The organism is Brevundimonas mediterranea, assembly GCF_014196125.1.
Classification (GTDB): domain Bacteria; phylum Pseudomonadota; class Alphaproteobacteria; order Caulobacterales; family Caulobacteraceae; genus Brevundimonas; species Brevundimonas mediterranea.
Genome location: NZ_JACIDA010000002.1, coordinates 116,427 through 137,338, shown reverse-complemented (window position 1 = coordinate 137,338; position 20,912 = coordinate 116,427). Strand labels below are relative to the sequence as shown.

The 20,912-nt window shown below is 67.2% G+C and carries 18 protein-coding genes and 1 tRNA gene; 10 read left to right on the top strand and 9 right to left on the bottom strand.

Annotated features, from left to right (window positions below; all coding sequences use genetic code 11):
* Positions 1–137 precede the first annotated feature (137 nt).
* Positions 138–1,217 (top strand): recombinase RecA, encoded by a 1,080-nt coding sequence (gene recA, locus GGR11_RS09615; protein WP_008261712.1) that lies wholly within the window; start codon positions 138–140, stop codon positions 1,215–1,217.
* 359 nt (positions 1,218–1,576) lie between these two features.
* Here recA and GGR11_RS09610 read toward each other — a convergent pair whose 3' ends face one another.
* The 4 genes from GGR11_RS09610 to GGR11_RS09595 form a co-directional block, all read right to left on the bottom strand.
* A complete protein-coding gene (locus GGR11_RS09610) occupies positions 1,577–3,769 on the bottom strand; it encodes a 3-hydroxyacyl-CoA dehydrogenase NAD-binding domain-containing protein (protein WP_183197808.1) in 2,193 nt (730 codons plus the stop codon).
* A gap of 16 nt (positions 3,770–3,785) precedes the next feature.
* Positions 3,786–4,991, bottom strand: a complete 1,206-nt coding sequence (locus GGR11_RS09605) for an acetyl-CoA C-acetyltransferase (RefSeq protein ID WP_183196540.1) — start codon at positions 4,989–4,991, stop codon at positions 3,786–3,788.
* Positions 4,992–5,251: 260 nt separating this feature from the next.
* On the bottom strand, positions 5,252–5,473 hold the full coding sequence (locus GGR11_RS09600; protein WP_183196539.1) for a hypothetical protein: 222 nt from the start codon (positions 5,471–5,473) through the stop codon (positions 5,252–5,254).
* Between the two features lie 55 nt (positions 5,474–5,528).
* Positions 5,529–6,764, bottom strand: coding sequence for a PQQ-dependent sugar dehydrogenase (locus GGR11_RS09595; RefSeq protein WP_183196538.1), 1,236 nt, complete (start codon positions 6,762–6,764; stop codon positions 5,529–5,531).
* Positions 6,765–6,985: 221 nt separating this feature from the next.
* Between GGR11_RS09595 and GGR11_RS09590 the strand changes: the two genes are divergently transcribed.
* Positions 6,986–7,062, top strand: a tRNA-Met gene (locus tag GGR11_RS09590).
* Positions 7,063–7,135: 73 nt separating this feature from the next.
* Here the strand turns inward: GGR11_RS09590 and GGR11_RS16650 are convergent.
* Positions 7,136–7,378 (bottom strand): hypothetical protein, encoded by a 243-nt coding sequence (locus GGR11_RS16650; protein WP_221205238.1) that lies wholly within the window; start codon positions 7,376–7,378, stop codon positions 7,136–7,138.
* A gap of 183 nt (positions 7,379–7,561) precedes the next feature.
* Between GGR11_RS16650 and GGR11_RS09585 the strand changes: the two genes are divergently transcribed.
* Complete coding sequence (locus GGR11_RS09585) at positions 7,562–7,870, top strand: hypothetical protein (RefSeq protein WP_183196537.1); 309 nt, start codon at positions 7,562–7,564, stop codon at positions 7,868–7,870.
* Between the two features lie 4 nt (positions 7,871–7,874).
* Here the strand turns inward: GGR11_RS09585 and GGR11_RS09580 are convergent, their stop codons facing one another.
* On the bottom strand, positions 7,875–8,540 hold the full coding sequence (locus GGR11_RS09580; protein WP_183196536.1) for a TlpA family protein disulfide reductase: 666 nt from the start codon (positions 8,538–8,540) through the stop codon (positions 7,875–7,877).
* A gap of 70 nt (positions 8,541–8,610) precedes the next feature.
* Between GGR11_RS09580 and argH the strand changes: the two genes are divergently transcribed.
* From argH to GGR11_RS09555, 5 genes are all read left to right on the top strand, one after another.
* A complete protein-coding gene (gene argH / locus GGR11_RS09575) occupies positions 8,611–9,975 on the top strand; it encodes an argininosuccinate lyase (protein WP_425485677.1) in 1,365 nt (454 codons plus the stop codon).
* Complete coding sequence (locus GGR11_RS09570; RefSeq protein ID WP_183196534.1) at positions 9,972–10,202, top strand: hypothetical protein; 231 nt, start codon at positions 9,972–9,974, stop codon at positions 10,200–10,202. Before argH ends, GGR11_RS09570 begins: the two co-directional genes overlap by 4 nt.
* 6 nt (positions 10,203–10,208) lie before the next feature.
* Positions 10,209–11,483, top strand: a complete 1,275-nt coding sequence (gene lysA, locus GGR11_RS09565) for a diaminopimelate decarboxylase (RefSeq protein ID WP_183196533.1) — start codon at positions 10,209–10,211, stop codon at positions 11,481–11,483.
* Between the two features lie 49 nt (positions 11,484–11,532).
* Positions 11,533–12,189, top strand: coding sequence for a hypothetical protein (locus GGR11_RS09560; protein ID WP_183196532.1), 657 nt, complete (start codon positions 11,533–11,535; stop codon positions 12,187–12,189).
* A gap of 78 nt (positions 12,190–12,267) precedes the next feature.
* A complete protein-coding gene (locus GGR11_RS09555) occupies positions 12,268–13,251 on the top strand; it encodes a cation diffusion facilitator family transporter (protein ID WP_183196531.1) in 984 nt (327 codons plus the stop codon).
* Between the two features lie 137 nt (positions 13,252–13,388).
* Here GGR11_RS09555 and GGR11_RS09550 read toward each other — a convergent pair whose 3' ends face one another.
* Positions 13,389–14,246 (bottom strand): glutamate racemase, encoded by an 858-nt coding sequence (locus GGR11_RS09550; RefSeq protein ID WP_183196530.1) that lies wholly within the window; start codon positions 14,244–14,246, stop codon positions 13,389–13,391.
* A 128-nt stretch (positions 14,247–14,374) separates the two neighbouring features.
* On the opposite strand from GGR11_RS09550, the gene GGR11_RS09545 reads away from it, so the two are divergent.
* Both GGR11_RS09545 and GGR11_RS09540 read left to right on the top strand, forming a co-directional pair.
* The gene (locus GGR11_RS09545) at positions 14,375–16,558 is read left to right on the top strand and encodes a M3 family metallopeptidase (protein WP_183196529.1); all 2,184 of its coding nucleotides are present in this window, start codon (positions 14,375–14,377) and stop codon (positions 16,556–16,558) included.
* A gap of 130 nt (positions 16,559–16,688) precedes the next feature.
* Complete coding sequence (locus GGR11_RS09540; protein WP_035308188.1) at positions 16,689–17,654, top strand: magnesium and cobalt transport protein CorA; 966 nt, start codon at positions 16,689–16,691, stop codon at positions 17,652–17,654.
* Between the two features lie 49 nt (positions 17,655–17,703).
* On the opposite strand, the gene GGR11_RS09535 is transcribed toward GGR11_RS09540, so the two are convergent.
* Together GGR11_RS09535 and ppc are read right to left on the bottom strand one after the other, a co-directional pair.
* Positions 17,704–18,042: a UrcA family protein gene (locus GGR11_RS09535; protein WP_183196528.1), complete on the bottom strand. Its 339-nt coding sequence runs from the start codon at positions 18,040–18,042 to the stop codon at positions 17,704–17,706.
* Positions 18,043–18,181: 139 nt separating this feature from the next.
* On the bottom strand, positions 18,182–20,881 hold the full coding sequence (ppc, locus tag GGR11_RS09530) for a phosphoenolpyruvate carboxylase (RefSeq protein ID WP_343051113.1): 2,700 nt from the start codon (positions 20,879–20,881) through the stop codon (positions 18,182–18,184).
* Positions 20,882–20,912: the final 31 nt, after the last annotated feature.

Genomic DNA, 20,912 nt, shown 5'->3' with positions numbered 1-20,912 from the left:
CTCATGGGTTCCGGATGAGAACATCTTGTGAACTGGAACAAACCGTGCACATAGTCGGCCTCACAAAAACGGGGGCGGGTCCATGGCGGGTCTCTCCCAAGCTTCTGACGGGAATCATGGCAAGGGAGACGAAGGCAATGGCACAGGCGGCTTTGAAACTGGTGGGCAAGGAAGACGGCGACAAGCAACGGGCCCTGGAGGCGGCGATCGCCCAGATTGATCGCGCCTTCGGCAAGGGTTCGGTGATGAAACTGGGCAAGGGCGGGGTCGCCGATGTGATCCCCTCGGTGTCCACCGGATCCCTGGGCCTGGATATGGCGCTGGGCATCGGCGGCCTGCCGCGCGGACGGGTGATCGAGGTGTTCGGCCCTGAATCCTCGGGCAAGACGACCCTGGCCCTGCATACGGTGGCCGAGGTTCAGAAGGCCGGCGGCACCGCCGCCTTCGTCGACGCCGAACACGCGCTGGACCCCGGCTACGCCCAGAAGCTGGGCGTGAACCTGGATGATCTGCTGGTGTCCCAGCCGGACACCGGCGAACAGGCGCTCGAGATCGTCGACACCCTGGTGCGCTCCGGCGCCGTGGACATCGTGGTTGTCGACTCCGTCGCCGCCCTGACCCCGCGCGCCGAGATCGAGGGCGAGATGGGCGACAGCCTGCCCGGCCTTCAGGCGCGTCTGATGAGCCAGGCGCTGCGCAAGCTGACCGCCTCCATTTCCAAGTCGAACTGCATCGTCCTGTTCATCAACCAGATCCGTCACAAGATCGGCGTCATGTACGGCTCGCCCGAGACGACGACGGGCGGCAATGCGCTGAAGTTCTACGCCTCGGTGCGTCTGGACATCCGCCGCACCGGCGCGATCAAGAACCGGGACGAGGTGGTCGGCAACACCACCCGGGTCAAGGTGGTCAAGAACAAGGTCGCCCCGCCGTTCCGCGAGGTCATCTTCGACATCATGTACGGCGAGGGCATCTCCAAACTGGGCGAGATTATCGACCTGGGCGTCAAGGCCGGGGTGATCGAGAAGTCGGGCAGCTGGTTCAGCTATGACTCGACCCGGATCGGCCAGGGCCGCGAGAACGTCCGCGAGTTCCTGAAACAGAACCCGGACATCGCGGCCTCGATCGAAAAGGCCGTGCGCGCCTCGACCAGCAAAATCGCCGACGAACTGCTGGGCACGCCCGAGCCGGACGAAGGCCAGGATCTCGAAGGCTGACGACCGTCTCGCCTTCCTAGACACTCCGTCGCCCCAAGCGACCCGCCACCGACCCCGCGAGGGGCGGCGGAGCGACCCGTCCGACCTCGTGTCGGGCGGGTCTTTTTTGCTTGGCCTATCGCGCGTTCGCGCTACTTGAGGCCAATTTCCATACATCCGCTCATCCCGGCGAAAGCCGGGACCCAGGACTTTGGGCGATCTGTCTCGCCCCCGGAATCCGTGTTGCGATCCAACGCACTGCCGAGCGACAGAACTGGGTCCCGGCTTTCGCCGGGATGAGCGGAAGAGCGATAGGGCCCAAACCAAAACGGGCGACCCGAAGGCCGCCCGTTCCGTCGTTCAATCCTGTCCGCAACCGATCAGGCGGCGGCCTTCTCCGGGGCGAACTTGCCGTAGAAGGTCTCGTTCTTGGCCGCCATCTCGCGCAGCAGGTCCGGAACCTTGAACCGGTCGCCATAGGTCGCGGCCAGGCGGTCCGCCGTCTCGACGAACTTGGCCAGGCCGATGCCGTCGATCATGCTGATCGGGCCGCCGGTCCAGGGCGCGAAGCCCCAGCCCAGGATGGCGCCCAGGTCGGCTTCGCGCGGGTCGTCGATGACGCCCTCGGCCCAGCAGCGGGCGACCTCGACGGCCTGGCGATACAGCAGGCGTGTCTTCAGCTCGTCGATCTGCGCAAAGGCGGTCGCCTCCTCGGGCTTGTCGATGCCCTTGGTGGTCGGCGCCAGTTCGCGCAGGCCTGCCCACAGCGTCTTGGGCTTGCTGTCGTAGTCGTAGAAGCCCTTGCCGTTCTTGCGGCCGAAGCGTCCGCCCTCGACCATGGTGGCGACGATGTCGGCGCCTTCCGACGGGACATATTTGTCGGCCAGGTCCAGCGCCGTCTGTTTGGCGATCTTGTAGGACAGGTCCAGGGCGACGTCGTCGTGCATCTCCAGCGGGCCGCGCGGCATGCCGGTCATCCGCCCGACATTGTCGATCAGGGCCGGGCCGTAACCCTCTTCCAGCATCGCCATGCCTTCCATCAGGAAGGTGGAGAAGCAGCGCGAGGTGTAGAAGCCGCGGCTGTCGTTGACCACGATCGGCGTCTTCTTGATCTTCAGCACATAGTCCAGCGCCTTGGCGATGGCGGCCTGACCCGTCTTTTCGCCCAGGATGATCTCGACCAGCATCATCTTGTCGACGGGCGAGAAGAAGTGGATGCCGATGAAGTCCTCGGGCCGGACCGAGGCCTCGGCCAGGCCGGTGATCGGCAGGGTCGAGGTGTTGGAGCCGAAGACGGCGCCCTCGACCAGTTGGGCCTCGGCGCGCTTTGTGACGTCGGCCTTGATCTCGCGGCTTTCGAACACGGCCTCGACCACCAGGTCCGAACCCTTGATGTGGTCATAGTCGGTCGTCGCCGTGACCAGGGCCAGGGTGGCGTCATACTTGTCTTGCGTCATCTGACCGCGCGACAGACGCTTCTTCAGCAACTCCTCGACATGGGCCTTGCCCTTGTCGGCGGCTTCCTGGGTCTGGTCGATCAGCACCGTCTCGATGCCGGCCATGACCTGCACATAGGCGATGCCGGCGCCCATCATGCCGGCGCCCAGGACCGAGACCTTCTTCGGATCGGACTTGGGCACGCCGGCCGGACGCACGGCGCCCTTGTCCAGTTCCTGCTTGGACAGGAACAGCGAGCGGATCATGGCCTGGGCCTGAGGCGTCATCAGGGTCTTGATGAAATAGCGGGTCTCGATCCGCAGGGCCGCGTCCATCGGAACCTGGGTTCCCTCGTAGACGGCCTTCATCAGGTTCAGCACGGCGGGATAGTTGCCGTAGGACTGTTTGCGCAGCATGGCGTTGCCGACCATGAAGTTCTGGATGCCGGCCGGGTGATAGGGGCCGCCGCCGGGCAGTTTGAACGACTTGTCGTCCCACGGCTGCACGGCTTTCCCCCCGTTCTTGATCCAGGTCTTGGCGGCCTCGACCGACTGACCCTTTTCGACGACCTCATGAACGATGCCGGCGCCCTTGGCGTCGTTGGGGCGGAAGGACTTGCCCTCGCTCATGGCCATCATGGCGTTCTGAACGCCGACCAGGCGGGTCAGGCGCTGCGTGCCGCCGCCGCCGGGGAAGAGGCCGACCTTGATCTCGGGCAGGCCCAGCTGGATCTTGTTGTCGTTCTCGACCACGCGATAGTGGCAGGCCAGGGTGAACTCCAGCCCGCCGCCCAGGGCCAGGCCGTTGATGGCCGCGGCCACCGGCTTGCCGCAGGTCTCCAGCGCGCGGAAGGCGCCGTTCAGCTTCCAGCCGGCGTCGAACGCCTTCTGCAGGTCGCCGCCGCCCGACAGGACGCCGCCGGCCATGTCGCCCAGGTCGGCGCCGGCGCAGAAGCCCGACGCCTTGCCCGAGGTGATGACGGCGCCCTTGATGGCGTCGTCGGTCTTGATCCGTTCGACCAGTGCCGGGATCTCGGCCATGACCGCGCTGGTCAGGGTGTTCATCGAACGGCCGGGGACGTCGAAGGCGATGACGGCGATGCCGTCCGCGTCGATGTCGATCTTGAAGTTTTCCATAGTCATTCGCTCCGGATCAGACGCGTTCGATGACGGTGGCGGTGCCCATGCCGCCGCCGATGCACAGGGTGATCAGGGCCGTCGACTTGTTCGAGCGTTCCAGCTCGTCCAGGGCGATGCCGGTGATCATGGCGCCGGTGGCGCCCAGGGGGTGGCCCATCGAGATGCCGCCGCCGTTCACATTCATCTTGGCGTGGTCGATGTTCAGGGCCTGCATGTAGCGAAGCACGACGGCGGCGAAGGCCTCGTTCAGCTCCCACACGTCGATGTCGTCGGGCGTCATGCCCAGCTTGCCCAGCAGTTTGCGGGTCACATATTCCGGGCCGGTCAGCATGATCGACGGCTCGGAGCCGATCGAGGCGCCGCCCAGGATCTTGGCGCGCGGCTTCAGGCCCAAGGCCTGGCCGGCTTCCAGCGAGCCGATCAGCACGCCTGCCGAACCATCGACGATGCCGGACGAGTTGCCCGGCGTGTGGACGTGGTTGACGCGCTCGACCTCGGGGTAGCGTTGGTTGATCACGCTGTCGAAGGCCATCTCGCCCATCATGGCGAACGACGGGTTCAGGCCGCCCAGGGACTGCATGTCCGTGTTCGGACGAATGGTCTCGTCACGATCCAGGATGGTCAGGCCCAGCTGATCCTTAACGCCGATGACCGACTTCTTGAACCGGCCCTCGGCCCAGGCCTTGGCGGCGCGCTTGTGGCTCTCGACCGAATAGGCGTCCACGTCGTCGCGGCTGAAGCCGTATTTGGTGGCGATCATGTCGGCGGACACGCCTTGCGGCACGAAATAGGTCGGGAAGGCCGAGGACGGGTCGGTGGGCCAGGCGCCCATGTCCGAGCCCATGGGCACGCGGCTCATGACCTCGACCCCGCCGCCGACGGCGAAGTCGGCCTCGCCGGACTTCACCTTGGCGGTGGCCATGTTTACGGCTTCCAGGCCCGAGGCGCAGAAGCGGTTGACCTGAACCCCGGCGGTATATTGCGACCAGCCGGCGGACAGCACCGCCGTGCGGGCGATGTCGGCGCCGAGTTCGCCCACAGGCGTGACGCAGCCCAGGATGACGTCATCGACCTTGGAGGTGTCCAGGTCGTTGCGGTCGCGCAGGGCCTCCAGAACCTGGGTCGCCAGGCTGAGGCCGGTGATCTCGTGCAGCGAGCCGTCCTTCTTGCCCTTGCCGCGCGGGGTGCGGACGGCGTCGTAGATATAGGCGTCAGCCATGGGCGTGAGTCTCCATTTTTGGCCCCTGCGCTCGGCGCCCAATGAAGATTGGGCGTCGCGCGACGGTCGGGGAAAGGACGGGTCTAAGCTCGAACGCCAAGAACCCTACGTTTACGTCAACGTCAAGTAATAAGCCGCGTGAACGGGTGCGACCGCCATGTCGCCGGCCGTATGTGGGGCGATGACGACGAGGACGACAGACGCCGAAGGCGGTGCGTCTGACCCGGAGCGTCCGTGAAGACGAGGCGCTCCGGTGTCGCTCAGTTTGACGGAATACGGCTCGTGACGCCCGTGATCCGACAGGCGTAGTCGGTCTCCGGCCGGCCGCTCTGCAGTCCGGTGGGCGTCAGTATGCCCTGACGTGCGGTGCAGGCCGCCTCAAGGGCGTCCATGTCGGCCTGGTAGCTGTTGACGCCCTTGGTCGTGCCGCAGGCCGCCAGCAGGGGCAGGGCGATCAGGCTCGACAGAATGACGTTGCGCATGGGGATCTCCATATTGGAACGCCGAGGCGTTCGGACGACCCCGACCGCGCGCAGACTACCGCGCGGCCGCCAGCCTGACCAGCTTGCCGTCGTCCTCGTCGGTGATGGCCCAGACGGCGCCGTCCGGTCCCACGGCCACGTCGCGGATCCGTTCACCCAGGTCGGTCAGCAGCCGCTCTTCGCCGACCACGCGGTCATTCTCGATCACAAGCCGGGCGATGTGTTTTTCCTTCAGGCCGGCGACCAGCAGATCGCCGTCCCAGCCGGGGAACATGGCGCCTTGATAGAAGGTCGCCCCGCCCGGCGCGATGACCGGGTCCCAGTAATAGACCGGCTGTTCGGTGCCGGACCTCTGTGTCGCGCCGCTGTTGATCTGACCGCCCGCATATTCCACGCCGTAAGCCGCGTCGGGCCAGCCGTAGTTCAGGCCCGGCTTGTCCAGATTGACCTCGTCGCCGCCGCGCGTGCCGTGCTCAATGGTCCAAATCGCTCCCGTTCCAGGCTGGACGGCAATTCCCTGGACGTTGCGATGGCCCAGGCTCCAGATTTCGGGTAGGGCGACGGCGCGGCCGACGAAGGGATTGTCCTGGGGAACCGAACCGTCGGCGTTGATCCGGATGGTCTTGCCCATGTGCGAGCCCAGATCCTGGGCCTGCGCCCGCATCGGCCTGTCGGAGCGTTCGCCCAGGGTGATGAACAGTTTGCCGTCCGGCGCGAAGGCCAGGGACGAGCCGAAATGCTTGTCGCCGTCATAGACGGGCAGGGCGCGGAAGATGACCTGGACGTCCTCCACCCGCGCCCCGTCGTCGGACAGGCGGCCCCGCGCGACCGAGGTGGCGTTGCCGCCGTCTCGAGGCTCCGAATAGCTCCAGTAGATCAGCCGGTCCTGGCCGAAGCCGGGGCTTGTGACGACGTCCAGCAGCCCGCCCTGGCCGCGCGCATCGACGCGGGGCAGGCCCTGAACCGGTTCGCCGATCTGTCCCTGGGCCGTGATGATCCGCAGTCGGCCGGGCTTTTCCGTCACCAGCCAGCGTCCGTCGGGCATGAGGGCCAGGCCCCACGGATGCATCAGGCCCGAGGCGACGACGCTGTGGCTAAGGGCGACGTCGGTCTTCACCCCCGGCGCCCGGGTCTGGCCGGGGAAGGCGGGATGCTGGTCGGGGTTGTTGGCCGGCCGGGTCTCCAGCGCCGCGCCCGCCTGGCTTGAGGCCGGAGCGCTCTCGCCGTTGGCGCCGCAGGCGGCGGCGAGGACGAGCAGGGAGGTCGAGGCGGCGAGGACGATGAGGCGCATGGCGGGGGAAGCTCCGGCAAGGTCTTGAGGGGATCGGGGACGGACTGGGGGCTGACATCGGCAACGACCCCTTCAGCGTTACCGTTCCCGCCGAGGCCTGTCCTGCGCCGCATCGCCGCACGATCTGCGTCGAGACGACTTGAACCGCGCGCCCGACGGCGATATAGGCACGCCTCTTTCGCGCTGGCCCCAGGCCTCGCGGACGCCCGGAGACGGGATGCGACTGGGTAGCTCAGATGGTTAGAGCGGTGGATTCATAACCCACAGGTCGGCGGTTCGATCCCGCCTCCAGTCACCACCTTCTCATAAGTTCCGATACCCAAGGGAAAGGGTCCGCCCTTAAAGAGCGGACCGATAGGTTCTATTGGAATTTATGACCAAATGCCGCCGCAGTACTCGCCGTAATATAGCGCGCTGGCGGTGCGATAGCATTGCTTCCAAGCCGTCGTACCGTAGGTATAGCCGCCCAAGTATGTGCAGTAATCTTCGGGCGGCATGATGCAGACAGGGTCTGATGGATCGGCAGACGCCACAGTCACGGAAGCAAGCGACGCAGTAGCGGCCATCGCGAGGGCAGCGCTGACCCGGGCGAAACTCGAACGGAACAATTTCATTTCATTCCTCCTGGGGAATATTCCCTAAGAGAGGGAACCATGTTTATAGCCGGCAAAGCAACTGTGGGTTTTCTTTTGTGACCTGGAGCTGTGTCTGTGGCAAACGACCCCGCAGAAGCTCTTTTGGCAACCGGCCCGGTCCTGCCGCGTTCAGCGGCCGACAACCTTGACCGGAGAGACCTCATGACCATCCGTACAAAAGCCCTGCTGACAGCCGCCGCCGTCCTGTCCCTGGGCGCCGCCGCCTGCACAGAGGCCGAGCAGGAAAAGACCGAAGCCAAAGCCGAGGCGGCTGCGGATCGTACCGGCGAAGTCGCCGCCCAGGCGGGCGAAGTCATCGAGTCCGGGGCCATGAAGGCCGCGCGGGCGGTCGAGACCGGCGCCGGCAATGCCGCCGACGAGCTGGAGGAAAACCAGGCCGAGGCCGCCGCCGAGGGCAAGCCCGGCGCCGTCAACCCGAACACCGATCAGCGCGTGCCGGCCGACAACTGACGCCTCAGGCGGCGGGCGTCGCCCCGGCTCCGGGCGCGCCTTCCGCCAGCAGGGCGTCGATCAGGGCGTGGGCTTCGGGACTGTTCCAGTCGGCCTCGCCCGAGAAGGTCGCGCGGATGCGGCCATCGCGATCCAGGAAGATGGTCTGGGGCATCTTGCCCTTGCCCGGAAACTCGAACGGCAGCTGGAATTTGATGTCGCTGTACAGCGGCAGGGGCTCGTGAACGTCGATGAAGCTCTTGGCGTCGGCCAGGGCGTCGGGCGAGGCGTCGACGTTGATCGGCAGGACGATCAGATCCTCGTTGCGCTGATAGGACCGGGCCAGCTGGGCCAGGGTCGGCATTTCGGTGCGGCACGGGGCGCACCACATGGCCCACAGATTGACCACCACCACCTTGCCCTCGAAGGTCGAGAACCGCACAGCCGTGCCGTTGCGGTCGCGGAACATGTATTCCGGCGCGGTCTTCAGCTCGGACGGCGTCTCCAGCGACGCCAGCGGCCCGACCGCGAACCGGGCCAGATCGCTTTTCGCAACAGGCGTCGTCTGGGGTTGCGCCTTCTGCCGATGATTGGCGTATAGCGACATCGCCAAGCCGCCGGCGCCGGCGAGCGTGCTGAACAGCACGAGCGCGCCGACGACCGCCCAGATCGCCTTTCTCGAGCCACTCATGACAGACGCCGCCTCCGATACCGCCCAAGCCAGTGCTTCTAAGGCCCCGGCCAAGCCCGCAGGTCAAGACATGTGGGGCGGCCGCTTTTCGTCGCGCCCCGCCGAAATCATGCAGGCGATCAACGTCTCCATCGGCGTGGACCAGCGTCTGTGGCGTCAGGATCTGGCCGGATCGCGCGCCCACTGCCGGATGCTGGCCAAACAGGGCGTGATCCAACCGGCCGACGCCGAAGCCATCCTGGGCGGGCTGGACGCTATCGAGGCAGAGATCGTCGGCGGGACCTTCCCCTTCCGCGACCAGTTCGAGGACATCCACATGAATGTGGAGGCCCGGCTGTCGGAACTGATCGGCGAACCGTCGGGCCGGCTGCACACCGCCCGCAGCCGTAACGACCAGGTGGCCGTCGATTTCCGCCTGTGGGTCCGCGACGCCGCCGACCGCACCATCGCCCAGCTCAAGGCCCTGCAGGCCGCCCTGCTGGATCGGGCCGAACAGCACGCCGGCGATCTGATGCCCGGCTTCACCCATCTCCAGACCGCCCAGCCCGTGACCCTGGGCCACCATCTGATGGCCTATGTCGAGATGTTCGGCCGCGACGCCGGCCGGTTCGCCGACGCCCGGACGCGGATGAACGAAAGCCCCCTGGGCGCCGCCGCCCTGGCCGGTTCGCCCTTCCCGATCGACCGCCACATGACGGCGGCCGAACTGGGCTTCGACCGGCCGATGGCCAATTCGCTGGACGCCGTGTCGGACCGTGACTTCGCCCTGGAAAGCCTGGCCGCGGCCTCAATCACGGCGGGCCATCTGTCGCGCCTGGCCGAGGAGATCGTGGTCTGGATGACGCCGATGTTCGGCTTCGCCAGCCTGCCGGACGACCTGACCACCGGCTCGTCGATCATGCCGCAGAAGCGCAATCCCGACGCCGCCGAACTGGTCCGGGCCAAGACCGGCCGGATCCTGGGCTCGCTGGTCGCCCTGTCGACCGTGATGAAGGGCCTGCCGCTCGCCTATTCCAAGGACATGCAGGAAGACAAACCGCCGGTGTTCGAGGCCTTCGACGCCCTGGACCTGGCCCTGGTCGCCATGACCGCCATGGTCTCGGCCCTGCGTCCGAACACTGAACGGATGGCGGCGGCCGCCGGCGCCGGCTTCTCGACCGCGACCGACCTGGCCGACTGGCTGGTGCGTGAACTGAACCTGCCTTTCCGCAAGGCGCACCATGTCACAGGCGCGGCGGTGAAACAGGCCGAGGCGATGGGCGTGGACCTGTCGCAACTGCCGCTGGAAGAAATGCAGAAACTCGAGCCGGGGATCACGGAAGCGGTTTACAAGGTGCTGACCGCCGAGGCTTCGTGCCAGAGTCGTCAGAGCTATGGCGGCACTGCGCCGGAACAGGTCCGCGCGCGCATCGCCGACTGGAGAGCCCGCCTATGAAGAAGACCCTGATCCTCGTGGGCCTGCTCGCCCTGTCGGCCGCTGGCTGTGGACGTATGGCCGATCTGGAATCGCCGGTGCGTGAGACCGAGCGTGCGCCGCGCGGCAGCCGCGCCCCCGGCTTGCCCGAGCCCGCGACCATGAACCGTCCGTCCAGCAGCGTGCCGATAGACGGCGGTCCCTCCAATCCCATCGGCGCCGGCGCCGCCCAGAACGATCCCCGCTAGGCCGCCTTGCATCATTTCGACCTGAAGGACGGCGCTCTGTACGCCGAAGGCGTCCCGCTGGAAATCATCGCCGACGAGGTGGGCACGCCCGTCTATGTCTATTCCACCGCGACGTTGAAGCGGCATTACGGCCTGCTGCGGGCCGCGGCGGATGCGCATCGCGAAGCCCTGGGCGAGGCCCTGATCGCCTTTGCGGTCAAGGCCAACTCCAACCTGTCCGTGCTGGCGACCCTGGCCAAACTGGGCTCGGGCGCCGACACCGTGTCGGAGGGCGAGATTCGCCGCGCCCTGGCGGCAGGGGTTCCGGCTGACCGGATCATCTTCTCCGGCGTCGGCAAGACCGATGTGGAGATGGTCTTCGCCATCGGCGTCGGCGTGCGCCAGATCAATATCGAATCCGGCGCCGAGCTGGACCGGCTGATCGCGGTCGCCGCCCTGATGCAGGCCTCGCCGGCCGTGGCTGTGCGGGTCAATCCCGATGTCGGCGCCGGCGGTCACGCCAAGATCACCACCGGCGGCAAGGGCGACAAGTTCGGCGTGCCGGTCGAGGAGGCCATGGCCCTGTACGCTCGCGCCTCGGCCTCGCCCCATGTAACGCCCGTCGGCCTGGCCTGTCACATCGGCAGCCAGATCACCGACCTGGCCCCGCTGGAGGCCGCCTTCAAGGTCTTGGTCCAGATGACCCGCGACCTGCGGGCCCAGGGGCATGCGGTGACGCGGCTGGACCTGGGCGGCGGGCTGGGCGTGCCCTATTCGGGCGGGGTCGAGCCGCCGTCGCCGGCCGACTATGTGGCCATGGCCGCGCGGGTCCTGAACGGCCTGGACGTCGAGGCGGCCTTCGAGCCCGGCCGTCTGCTGGCCGCAAACGCCGGGGTGCTGCTCAGCCAGGTGATCCAGGTCACCGAACGCTCGGACGGACGGCGGTTCCTGGTGCTGGACGCGGCGATGAACGACCTGATGCGCCCGGCCCTGTACGACGCCTTCCATGACATCAAGCCGGTCAATCCGCGCGACGGCGCCGCCCTGTCTCATGACGTGGTGGGGCCAGTCTGCGAGACGGGCGACACCTTTGCGCGCGACCGCAGCCTGCCGCCGCTGGAGGCCGAGGACCTGGTCGTCTTCACCGGGGCCGGCGCCTATGGGGCCGTCATGGCCAGCGAATACAACAGCCGCCCCCTGGTCCCTGAGGTTCTGGTCGATGGCGACCAGTGGGCCGTCATCCGGCCGCGCCCCACCTATGAAGACATGCTGGACCGGGAACCCTTCGCCGACTGGCTATAAGGTGGAATTGGTCTCGACCGTTATAAAGTAACGGAGTATAGGCCTGCCCATGTCGCCCGCCTCTGAACCGTCCGTGCTGCTGTCCCTGCTCGGGGGCGGCTTCGTCGCGGCCTTCCTGCACGCCGCCCTGCCGACCCACTGGCTGCCCTTCACCCTGGTGGGTCGGGCGCAGGGCTGGCGGGCGTCGCGCGTGCTGCTGGCCGTAACGGCGGCGGGCCTAGCCCATATCGCCTCGACAGCGGTGGTCGGCGGCCTGATCGTGGCGGCGGGCCTGGCGCTGGATCAGTGGGTCGAGGGGCTTCTGCCCCATCTGGCGGCGGTGCTGCTGTTCCTGTTCGGCGCCTTCTATCTGGCGCGCGCCACGGTGTTGCGGCCCGCAACGGCGGGCGGCCCGACGATGGAGGCCGCGCCGCCGGCTGTGTCCGACAAGGCCGCCTTCCTGGGCCTGGTCGCCATGATGGCCGTGTCGCCGGGCGAGGTGTTGCTGCCCATTTATCTGTCTTCGGCCTCCCAGGGCCTGGCGGCCCTGGCTCTGCTGACACTGGTCTTCGCCGTCGGCACCATCGCCGGCATGGCGGTGTTCACGGGCCTGGCCAGCGCGGGCGCGTCGATCCTGCGGATGGAGCGGTGGGCGCGCTATGAAGGGGCCGTGCTGGGCGTGGCCCTGATCGCCCTGGGGCTGGTGATCGTTCTCCAACCGCATTGATGGATATTACATGATAACATTCAATGCGTTATCAAGTACCAGCTTGGCCGTTGGCTCAAAGGGCGTATAGGCGGAGCCATGAACGTCTCGCTTGAACACGACCATTCCGATCATGGGCACGATCATGATGATCACGGCCATGACTCTTCGCATGGCCATCACCACCATCATCATGGGCATGGGCACGCCCATGGACCGGTGGACACCGGCGACTGGCGCTACGCCGTCGGCCTGGTGGTCAATCTGGCCTTCGTGTTCTGCGAGTTCGGCGCAGGACTGATCGCGGATTCGACCGCCTTGCTGGCCGACGCCGGGCATAATCTGTCGGATGTCCTGGGCCTGGCCATGGCGGGCGGCGCGGCCTGGCTGGCGCGGCGCGGGGCGCACGGAGCGGCGGGCGGCCGACGCACCTACGGCTTCGGCAAGGCGACGGTGCTGGCGGCCCTGGGCAACGCCCTGCTGCTGATCTTCGCCTGCGGAGCCATCGCCTTCGAGGCCGTGCGGCGTTTTGCAGAACCCGCGCCGGTCGGCTCGGGCGTGATCATGACGGTGGCGGCCATCGGCTTCTTCATCAATCTGGGTACGGCCCTGTTGTTCATGAAGTCCCAGCACGACCTGAACGCCCGCGGCGCCTATCTGCACATGATGGCCGACGCCGGGGTGTCGCTGGGCGTCGTGGCGGCGGGCGGGCTGATCATGCTGACCGGCTGGTCCCTGGTCGATCCCATCGTCAGCCTGGTCATCGTCGCCGTGATTCTGTGGTCGACCTGGGGCTTGCTGAAGGATTCGGTCAATCTGGCCATGGACGGCGCGCCGGGCGATGTCGACATGATCGGGCTGGAGCGGGCGCTGGCGGGACTGGACGGGGTTCGCGAGGTCCATGACCTGCACGTCTGGGGCCTGTCCACGACCGAGACCGCTCTGACGGCTCACCTGGTCCACGACCGCGAGGACGGGGCGGCCTTGCTGATGGAGGCCCAAGCCGTCGCGAAACGCCATTCGATCCGCCACACAACGCTTCAGCTGGAAAATGAGGCCCTGCCGGATTGTCCGGGGTGCTGACCTCTAACCGCCGTCATCCTCGGGCCTGACCCGAGGGCCGGGCGCCGCCCACGCTCTGCGCTGGCCTTGGAGGCACAGCCCGACCCCCATCCGGTCCTCGGGTCAAGCCCGAGGATGACGAACACGGGGATTGCGGCCTAAGCCCGCGCGAACGCCAGCGGCGCGCCCCAGAACTGCGACACCATTTCCGACTGCGCTCCGGCCTGGCCCGTGGTCAGGAAGTCGCGGCGGCCGCTGTCGCCCAGTTCGAATTCGGGATGCCGCGCGAAATACCGCTCCAGCGCATCAGCCACCGCGGTCGGCTGGTTGATCAGCACCGTCCCCGCCGGCAGGGCCGAGGCGAACAGTTCGGCGATGATCTCGTAATGGGTGCAGCCCAGTATGGCCTTGTCCGGATGGCGGCCGATGCGGCGGCGCAGGGCGTCGACGTGGTCGTCCACCACCACCTTCAGCTCCTCGTGCGGGGCGCCTAGCTCAATCAGGCCGGCTAGGCCGGGGCAGGGCTCGGAAAAGACGGCGATGTCCTCGCGCCGCTTGTCGATCTCGATCTCGAACACGCGGCTGATGGCGGTCGCGGCGGTGCAGAAGACGCCGGTGATGTCGATGGCCTGGACCTTCTCGCCCTCTTGGGGCCGTTCGGCCTCGAAGCTCCAGGGCTTGCCGGTGGCGGCCTCGATGGTGGGCACGATGATGCCGAGCACATTGACCGGACGGCCCAGCCGTTCGCGCAGGCCGGGGATCCAGGTCTGCTGCAGCCGGCGCAGGGCGATGGCGCTGGCGGTGTTGCAGGCCAGGACCACGACCGAGGCGCCGGCCTCGAACAGCCGCTCGCACCCCGCCCTGGTCAGTTCGACGATGTCTTCGCCGCCGCGCCCGCCATAGGGGGCGTGGGCCTGGTCGGCCAGATAGACGAAGTCCCGCTGGGGAAAGCGTCGGGTCAGTTCACGGTGGACGGTCAGGCCGCCCACGCCGGAGTCGAAAACGCCAATAGCCATGTCCGGGCTTTAGAACAGTGCGACGATCGATCCAACAAGATTACGGGCCTTTAACGGGCGGGACAGGTGACGATCCGGTCCGGTGCGCCTAAGTGTGACCCCGACATGATTTTTCCACGGAGCATTCCATGCACAGACGCCAGCTTCTTATCGCGGGCGGCAGCCTGATGGCCCTCTCGGCCTGCGCCTCCACCGGATCCGGCGCTGCGCCCGCCGCCGGCGCGCCGACAGCCATGGACCTGGCTGAAGAAGGGCGCATCGCCCGCGCCGTCCTGCCGGCCGCGACGCCCAAGGCCGAACTGCTGCAGCCATGGACCGGTTCGTATGATGGCCTGCCGCCGTTCGACAAGGTGACCCCGGCCAAGCTGCGCGAGGCCATGCTGGAAGGCATCGAGCTGCAACGCGCCGACATCGCCGCCATCGCCAACAATCCGGAGGCCCCGACCTTCGCCAACACCATGACGGCGCTGGAATTGGCGGGCGAGCCGCTGGACCGGGCGTCCAACCTCTATGGCGTCATGACCTCCAACATCGGCGGCGAGGCCTATGACGCGGTCGACACCGAACTGTCGCCGATCCTGTCGGCGGCCTCGGACGAGATCACCTTCAACGCGGCCCTGTTCCAGCGCGTCAAGACCGTCGCCGACAACGCCGACGCCATGGGCCTGAGCGCCCAGCAGAAGCGTCTGGCCGAGCGTCGCCGCGACGCCTTCATCCGTTCGGGCGCCAATCTGGATGCCGCCGGCAAGGCCGAGCTGGGCCGGATCAACACCGCCCTGTCCAACGCCTTCACCCGCTTCGGCCAGAAGGTCGTCGCCGACGAGAACGCCTGGACCCTGATCCCGAACGAAGCCGGTCTGGCCGGCCTGCCCGCCTCGAACAAGGCCGCCGCCGCCTCGGCCGCGCGCAGTCGCAATCTCCAGGGCTGGGCCATCCTGAACACCCGTTCGGCCGTGGACCCCTTCCTGACCTTCGCCGACGACCGGGCCCTGCGCGAGCAGGTCTGGAAGAAGTTCGTCAACCGCGGCGACAACGGCGACGCCAACGACACCAACGCGACCATCGCCGAGATCGTGAAACTGCGCGACCAGCGCGCCAAGCTGCTGGGCTATCGCAACCATGCCGAACTGCGCATGCAGGACACCATGGCCAAGACCCCTGCCAATGCGCAAAGCTTGATGGACCGCGTCTGGGCGCCGGCCAAGGCTCGGGTCGCTGAAGAGGTCGCCGACATGAAGGCGATCGCCGGCTTCGACATCGAGCCCTGGGACTACCTCTACTTCGCCGAGAAGGTCCGCAAGGCCAAGTACGACCTCGATCAGAACCAGCTGAAGCCCTACTTCGAACTGAACGCGGTCCGCGCCGGTTCCTTCGCCATGGCCGAGCGCCTGTACGGCTTCAAATTCACCAAACTGCCCAAGGGTTCGGTCCCGACCTTCGAGCCGGACGTCGAAGCCTATGAGCTGCACGACAAGGCCACCGGCAAGCTGATCGGCCTGTACTACACCGACGACTACGCCCGTCCGGGCAAGCGTTCGGGCGCCTGGATGACCACCTACCGGTCCTTCTCGACTCTGGACGGCTCCAAGGTGATCCTGGGTTCGAACAATAACAACTTCACCAAGCCCGAGCCCGGCGAGCCGGTGCTGATCTCGCTGGACGACGCCGAGACCCTGTTCCACGAGTTCGGCCACACCCTGCATTACTTCTCGTCGAACGTGACCTATCCGTCGTTTGGCAATACGCCGCGCGACTTTGTCGAATATCCATCGCAGGTGCACGAGCACTGGGTGCTGAGCCGGCCGATCCTGGACGGCTATCTGAAACATTATCAGACGGGCGAGGCCATGCCCCAGGCCCTGGTCGACAAGATCCAGGCCTCGTCCACCTTCAACCAGGGCTATGCGACGGTGAGCTATCTGTCCTCGGCCATCGTCGACATGGATCTGCACACGCAAGCCACGCCGCCGACCGACATCGACGCCTTCGAGAAGGCCAGCCTGGCGCGCATCGGCATGCCAAGGGAGATCGTGATGCGGCACCGCCTGCCGCAGTTCAATCACCTGTTCACGTCCGACGGCTATTCGGCCGGCTACTACAGCTACCTCTGGTCCGAGACGATGGACGCCGACACCTGGGCCTATTTCGAGGAGTCGGGCGACGTCTTCAATCCGGACATCGCCGGCCGATTCAAGTCGATCATGCTGGCGCCGGGCAACACCACCGACCGTGCCGAGGCCTATCGCGCCTTCCGCGGTCGCGACCCGGACGTGGCGGCCCTGCTGAAGGTCCGCGGCTTCCCGGTGTCCTGATCCTGGCCTGTCGGCCTTCGGCCGAATTGGACTGAATGAGTGAACGGCCGGCGGAGCGATCCGCCGGCCGTTTCGTTTGGGCGCGACCTGGACTAGATCAGGATCAGAATCCGCCGAGAGAAACGCCCGCATGTCCGTCGTCGCCTCCTACGTCTATCGTGACGGCAAGCGCGTGCGGGCGGCGCCGCTGACGGAAAAAGGCCTGACGATGAAACCCGGCGAATTCGTCTGGATCGGCCTGCACGAGCCGACCGACGCCGAGTTCGACGTTCTGGTGAAACGGTTCCACCTGCACCCCCTGGCGGTCGAGGACGCCCTGTCGGCCCACCAGATGCCCAAGGTCGAAGTCTATGGCCACGAACTGTTCGTCGTCGCCCGCACCGCCGAAAAGGTGGACGACGTCATCCGCTATGGCGAGACCCACGTCTTCGTCGGCACGGACCACGTCATCAGCATTCGCCACGGCTCGGCCCGGTCGCACACGGCCCTGCGCGCCCAGCTGGAGGCCTCCCCCGAACAGCTTCGCGCCGGTCCCGATTTCGTCCTGCACGGGGTGCTGGACTTCATCGCCGACGCCTATGTGCCGATCGTCGACGGGGCGGAGGACAGCGTGCTGGAGCTGGAGCAGCGCGCGCTGGAGGCCTTCCTGTCGCGGCGCGAGATCCGCCGCCTGTTCACCCTGCGCCGCGAACTGCTGAAGTTCCGGCGCATCCTGGGGCCGATGGAGGAGGTGGCGGGTCGGCTGCAGTCGCTGGACCTGCCCTGTATCGACCCGGACATCCGACCCTATTTCCGCGACATCGCCGACCATGTGCGTCGGGTGAACAGCCGGTTGAACGGGCTGACGGACATCCTGGCCTCGGTGTTCGAGGTCGCCAATCTGCTGGAACAGCAGCGGCAGGGGGTGATCACGCGCAAGCTGGCCTCATGGGCGGCGCTGCTGGCCGTGCCGACCGCTATCGCCGGCATCTATGGGATGAATTTCGAGTTCATGCCCGAACTTCACTGGCGTTACGGCTACGCCGCCGTGATGGGCCTGATCGTCGCGGTCTGCGTCGGCCTGTACATCACCTTCAAACGCACGAAATGGCTGTAGGTCGGACGCGGCGAAGGGCGACGTGCGCCCTTCGCCGGTCTGGCCGGGATCAGCTGTTGGCGAACAGGCCGACGACCTGGGCGACCTGACGGGCGTCGCGCGGGGCGCGGGCGTAGTCGACCTGGCGCGAACGCGGCAGTTGGCGCATCGCCTCGGCGCGAACGGCCGAGCGGCAGGCGTGGCTGCGAACGATCCGGCTGCCCGTAACGGTGAAGTTGCGGCACAGGTCTGCGGCGGCCTGGTCGACGCGGCCGTCGAAGGCGGCGGCGCCCGCGGCCGAGGACAGGTCCAGATCGCGGAAGGCGATCCGCGCGTCATCGCTTTGGGCCAAGGCGGGGGACACGGACAGGACGGCGACGGCGAAGAGAACGGGGGAGAGAACCTTCATCGCTTTGCTCCTAAAGAGAAAGATAATCGCTCGAAACGGCGACGAAGGCGCAATACGCGTGTTGTGTAACAGCTCAATGAGGGTTCAGCCGCCGATCCAAGACAGGCGGGTTAAATCGGCGTCATGGTTGCGGCCGTAATCAGCCGCTGTTGCGCAGCCCTGCCGCCACCCCGTTGATGGCCAACAAGATCCCCTCGCGGACGCGGGGGTTCTCGTCGCCGGCGCGACGGCGGCGGATCAGTTCGATCTGAACATGGTTCAGCGGCTCGACATAGGGCATGCGCAGCCGGATCAGCCGATCCAGTTCGGGTTGGCCGCCCAACAGCTTGTCATGACCGGTGATGGCCAGGACGGCGTCGTGGGTTCTCTGCCACTCGTCGCGGATCTCGCCATAGATGCGCGCCGCCAGCGCCGGATCGGGCACCAGGGTGGCGTAACGGCGGGCCACGGTCATGTCCGACTTGGCCATGACCATTTCCATGTTCTGGACCAGGGTGCGGAAGAAGGGCCAGACCTCGGCCATGGCCTTCAGTTCGGCCATGTCCTGGCCTTGGACCGCCGAACCGAAACCGAACCAGCCGGGCAGCATGACCCGGCTCTGCGACCAGCTGAACACCCAGGGAATGGCCCGCAGATCCTCGATCCGGGTCGAGGCGGTGCGCGATGACGGGCGCGAGCCGATCTTCAGGTCGGCGATCTCGGCGATGGGGGTGGCGGCGCGGTAATAGTCGACGAAGCCGTCGGTCTCATAGACCAGCTTGCGATAGGCGGCCATCGACCGAGCGGACAGGTCCGACAGGGTGGCGCCGTGGTCGGCGGTGAAGACGTGATCCTTGCCCTGGTCCAGCGAGGCCAGGACGGCGCCGCAGGTCAGGGCGTCGAGGTTGCGCAGGGCGATCTCGGGCTCGCCGTACTTGTTGGCGATGACCTCGCCCTGTTCGGTGGTGCGGATGCGGCCCTGGACCGTGCCTTCCGGCTGGGCCAGCACCCCGGCGAAGGACGAACCTCCGCCGCGCCCGACCGTGCCGCCGCGCCCGTGGAACAGCTGCAGCTTCAGGCCGGCGGCCTTGGTCACCTCGACCAGGGCGCGCGAGGCCTCGTGCAGCTCCCAGCCCGAGGTCAGATACGAGCCGTCCTTGTTGGAGTCCGAATAGCCGATCATCACTTCCTGAACGCCGCGCGCCTTGGCGACGGCCAGGGCGGACGGCTCCTTCAGCAGGCGCTCCAACGTCGGACGCGAGGCGCGCAGGTCCTCGATGGTCTCGAACAGGGGGGCGGCCTGGATCGGGCAGGCGGCGGGATTCTCGGGGCGATAGAGGCCGACCTCCTTGAGCAGCAGATAGACCTCCAGCAGGTCCGAGGCCGCGTCGGTCTTGGAGACGATATGGGTGCGGATCGCCTGAGGGCCGAAAGCGGCCAGGGCCTCGGCGGCGGCCTGAAGAATGCCGCGCTCCTTCAGGGTTTCGGCCGCATACTCGGCATAGGGGCTGAACAACAGGCGCGGCGAGGCCAGTTCTGCGGCCAGCACCGCAAGCCGCCCCTCTTCGTCCAGGCCGGAATAGTCGGCGCAGACCCCGGCCGTCTTCAGCAGATCGGCGACGACCCGTTCGTGGACGTCCGAGTTCTGGCGCAGGTCCAGGGTCGCCATGTGAAAGCCGAAGATCTCGACGGCGGTGACCAGGTCGCTGAGCCGGTCGTCGGCGAAGACCTCGCCATTATACGCCACCAGGCTGTCGCGCATGATCTTCAGATCGGCCTCGAATGCGTCGGGGCCGGGGTAGGGCTCGGCGGCGACAACGGCGCGACGGGGCGGCGGGGTTCCGCCCCGCGCCTCATAGGTGGCGGCCAGGCGGCCGTAGACGCCGGTCAGGGCGCGTCGATAGGGTTCGTCGGCGCGATGGGGGGACGGGTCGTGGGCGGCGTCCGCCAGGACGGCCAGTTCCGGCGAGACCTGGGCCAGTTCGGCCGCCAGACTGAGCTCGGCGCCCAGGGCGTGAACCTCTTCCAGGTAATAGCCCAGGACGGCGCGCGACTGGGTGCGGAAGGCGGCGGCCAGCACGGCGCCGTCGACGTTCGGATTGCCGTCCCGATCGCCGCCGACCCAGGTGCCGACCCGCATGAAGGGCTGAAGGTCCGGGGCGTCCAGCAGACGCCGCCAGGCCGACAACTGCTTCGGCGCGACGCGCAGGAAGATGCGGTCCAGGAAGGAGACGACGGTGTCGATCTCGTCCTGCACCACCAGTCCCTGGGTGCGGACCAGACGCGTGGCCCACAGGATGACGATCTGGCGGCGCAGGGGTTGGTTGATCTGGGCGGCTGAACAGGCGTCGCCGGCCTTGTCGCAGGCGTCCAGCATGTCGCTGACGGCGGCGATCCGGTCGATGACGCTCTTGCGCCGCACCTCGGACGGGTGGGCGGTCAGGACCGGCGAGACCAGGGCCTCGTCCAGCAGGGCGCGCACCGCCGCCTTGTCCACCTTCTGTTCGGCCAGCCGTTGCAGGGCGCCTTCGGGCGTGTCGGGACGGGCGCCGGCCACGACCTGGTCCTGGGCGCGACGACGGGTGGCGCGATCCTCGGCGATATTGGCCAGCAGGGAGAACAGGGCGAAGCCGTGGGCCAGGCCGGCGGCCTGATCCACCGTCATGGCGGTCAACAGCTTCTCCAGCCGCTTGGCCGGATGCGAGGCCGGGTCGCGGTGATAGGCGACCGAGGCCTGGCGCACCGCCTCCACATGATCGAACAGATCCTGGCCGCCTTCCTGACGAATGACCTCGCCCAGAATGCCGCCCAGCAGTCGGACTTCTTCGCGCAGGGCGTCGTCGGCGGCGGGGGTCATCATCGGCATGTCCTAGTCGGCAGCGGGGAGACCG

Bases quoted from the DNA above. Each gene is read 5' to 3' on its own strand.
- recA (WP_008261712.1), top strand. From the start codon at position 138: ATGGCACAGGCGGCTTTGAAACTGGTGGGCAAGGAAGACGGCGACAAG.
- GGR11_RS09610 (WP_183197808.1), bottom strand. From the start codon at position 3,769: ATGGAAAACTTCAAGATCGACATCGACGCGGACGGCATCGCCGTCATC.
- GGR11_RS09605 (WP_183196540.1), bottom strand. From the start codon at position 4,991: ATGGCTGACGCCTATATCTACGACGCCGTCCGCACCCCGCGCGGCAAG.
- GGR11_RS09600 (WP_183196539.1), bottom strand. From the start codon at position 5,473: ATGCGCAACGTCATTCTGTCGAGCCTGATCGCCCTGCCCCTGCTGGCG.
- GGR11_RS09595 (WP_183196538.1), bottom strand. From the start codon at position 6,764: ATGCGCCTCATCGTCCTCGCCGCCTCGACCTCCCTGCTCGTCCTCGCC.
- GGR11_RS16650 (WP_221205238.1), bottom strand. From the start codon at position 7,378: ATGAAATTGTTCCGTTCGAGTTTCGCCCGGGTCAGCGCTGCCCTCGCG.
- GGR11_RS09585 (WP_183196537.1), top strand. From the start codon at position 7,562: ATGACCATCCGTACAAAAGCCCTGCTGACAGCCGCCGCCGTCCTGTCC.
- GGR11_RS09580 (WP_183196536.1), bottom strand. From the start codon at position 8,540: ATGAGTGGCTCGAGAAAGGCGATCTGGGCGGTCGTCGGCGCGCTCGTG.
- argH (WP_425485677.1), top strand. From the start codon at position 8,611: ATGTGGGGCGGCCGCTTTTCGTCGCGCCCCGCCGAAATCATGCAGGCG.
- GGR11_RS09570 (WP_183196534.1), top strand. From the start codon at position 9,972: ATGAAGAAGACCCTGATCCTCGTGGGCCTGCTCGCCCTGTCGGCCGCT.
- GGR11_RS09560 (WP_183196532.1), top strand. From the start codon at position 11,533: ATGTCGCCCGCCTCTGAACCGTCCGTGCTGCTGTCCCTGCTCGGGGGC.
- GGR11_RS09555 (WP_183196531.1), top strand. From the start codon at position 12,268: ATGAACGTCTCGCTTGAACACGACCATTCCGATCATGGGCACGATCAT.
- GGR11_RS09550 (WP_183196530.1), bottom strand. From the start codon at position 14,246: ATGGCTATTGGCGTTTTCGACTCCGGCGTGGGCGGCCTGACCGTCCAC.
- GGR11_RS09545 (WP_183196529.1), top strand. From the start codon at position 14,375: ATGCACAGACGCCAGCTTCTTATCGCGGGCGGCAGCCTGATGGCCCTC.
- GGR11_RS09540 (WP_035308188.1), top strand. From the start codon at position 16,689: ATGTCCGTCGTCGCCTCCTACGTCTATCGTGACGGCAAGCGCGTGCGG.
- GGR11_RS09535 (WP_183196528.1), bottom strand. From the start codon at position 18,042: ATGAAGGTTCTCTCCCCCGTTCTCTTCGCCGTCGCCGTCCTGTCCGTG.
- ppc (WP_343051113.1), bottom strand. From the start codon at position 20,881: ATGATGACCCCCGCCGCCGACGACGCCCTGCGCGAAGAAGTCCGACTG.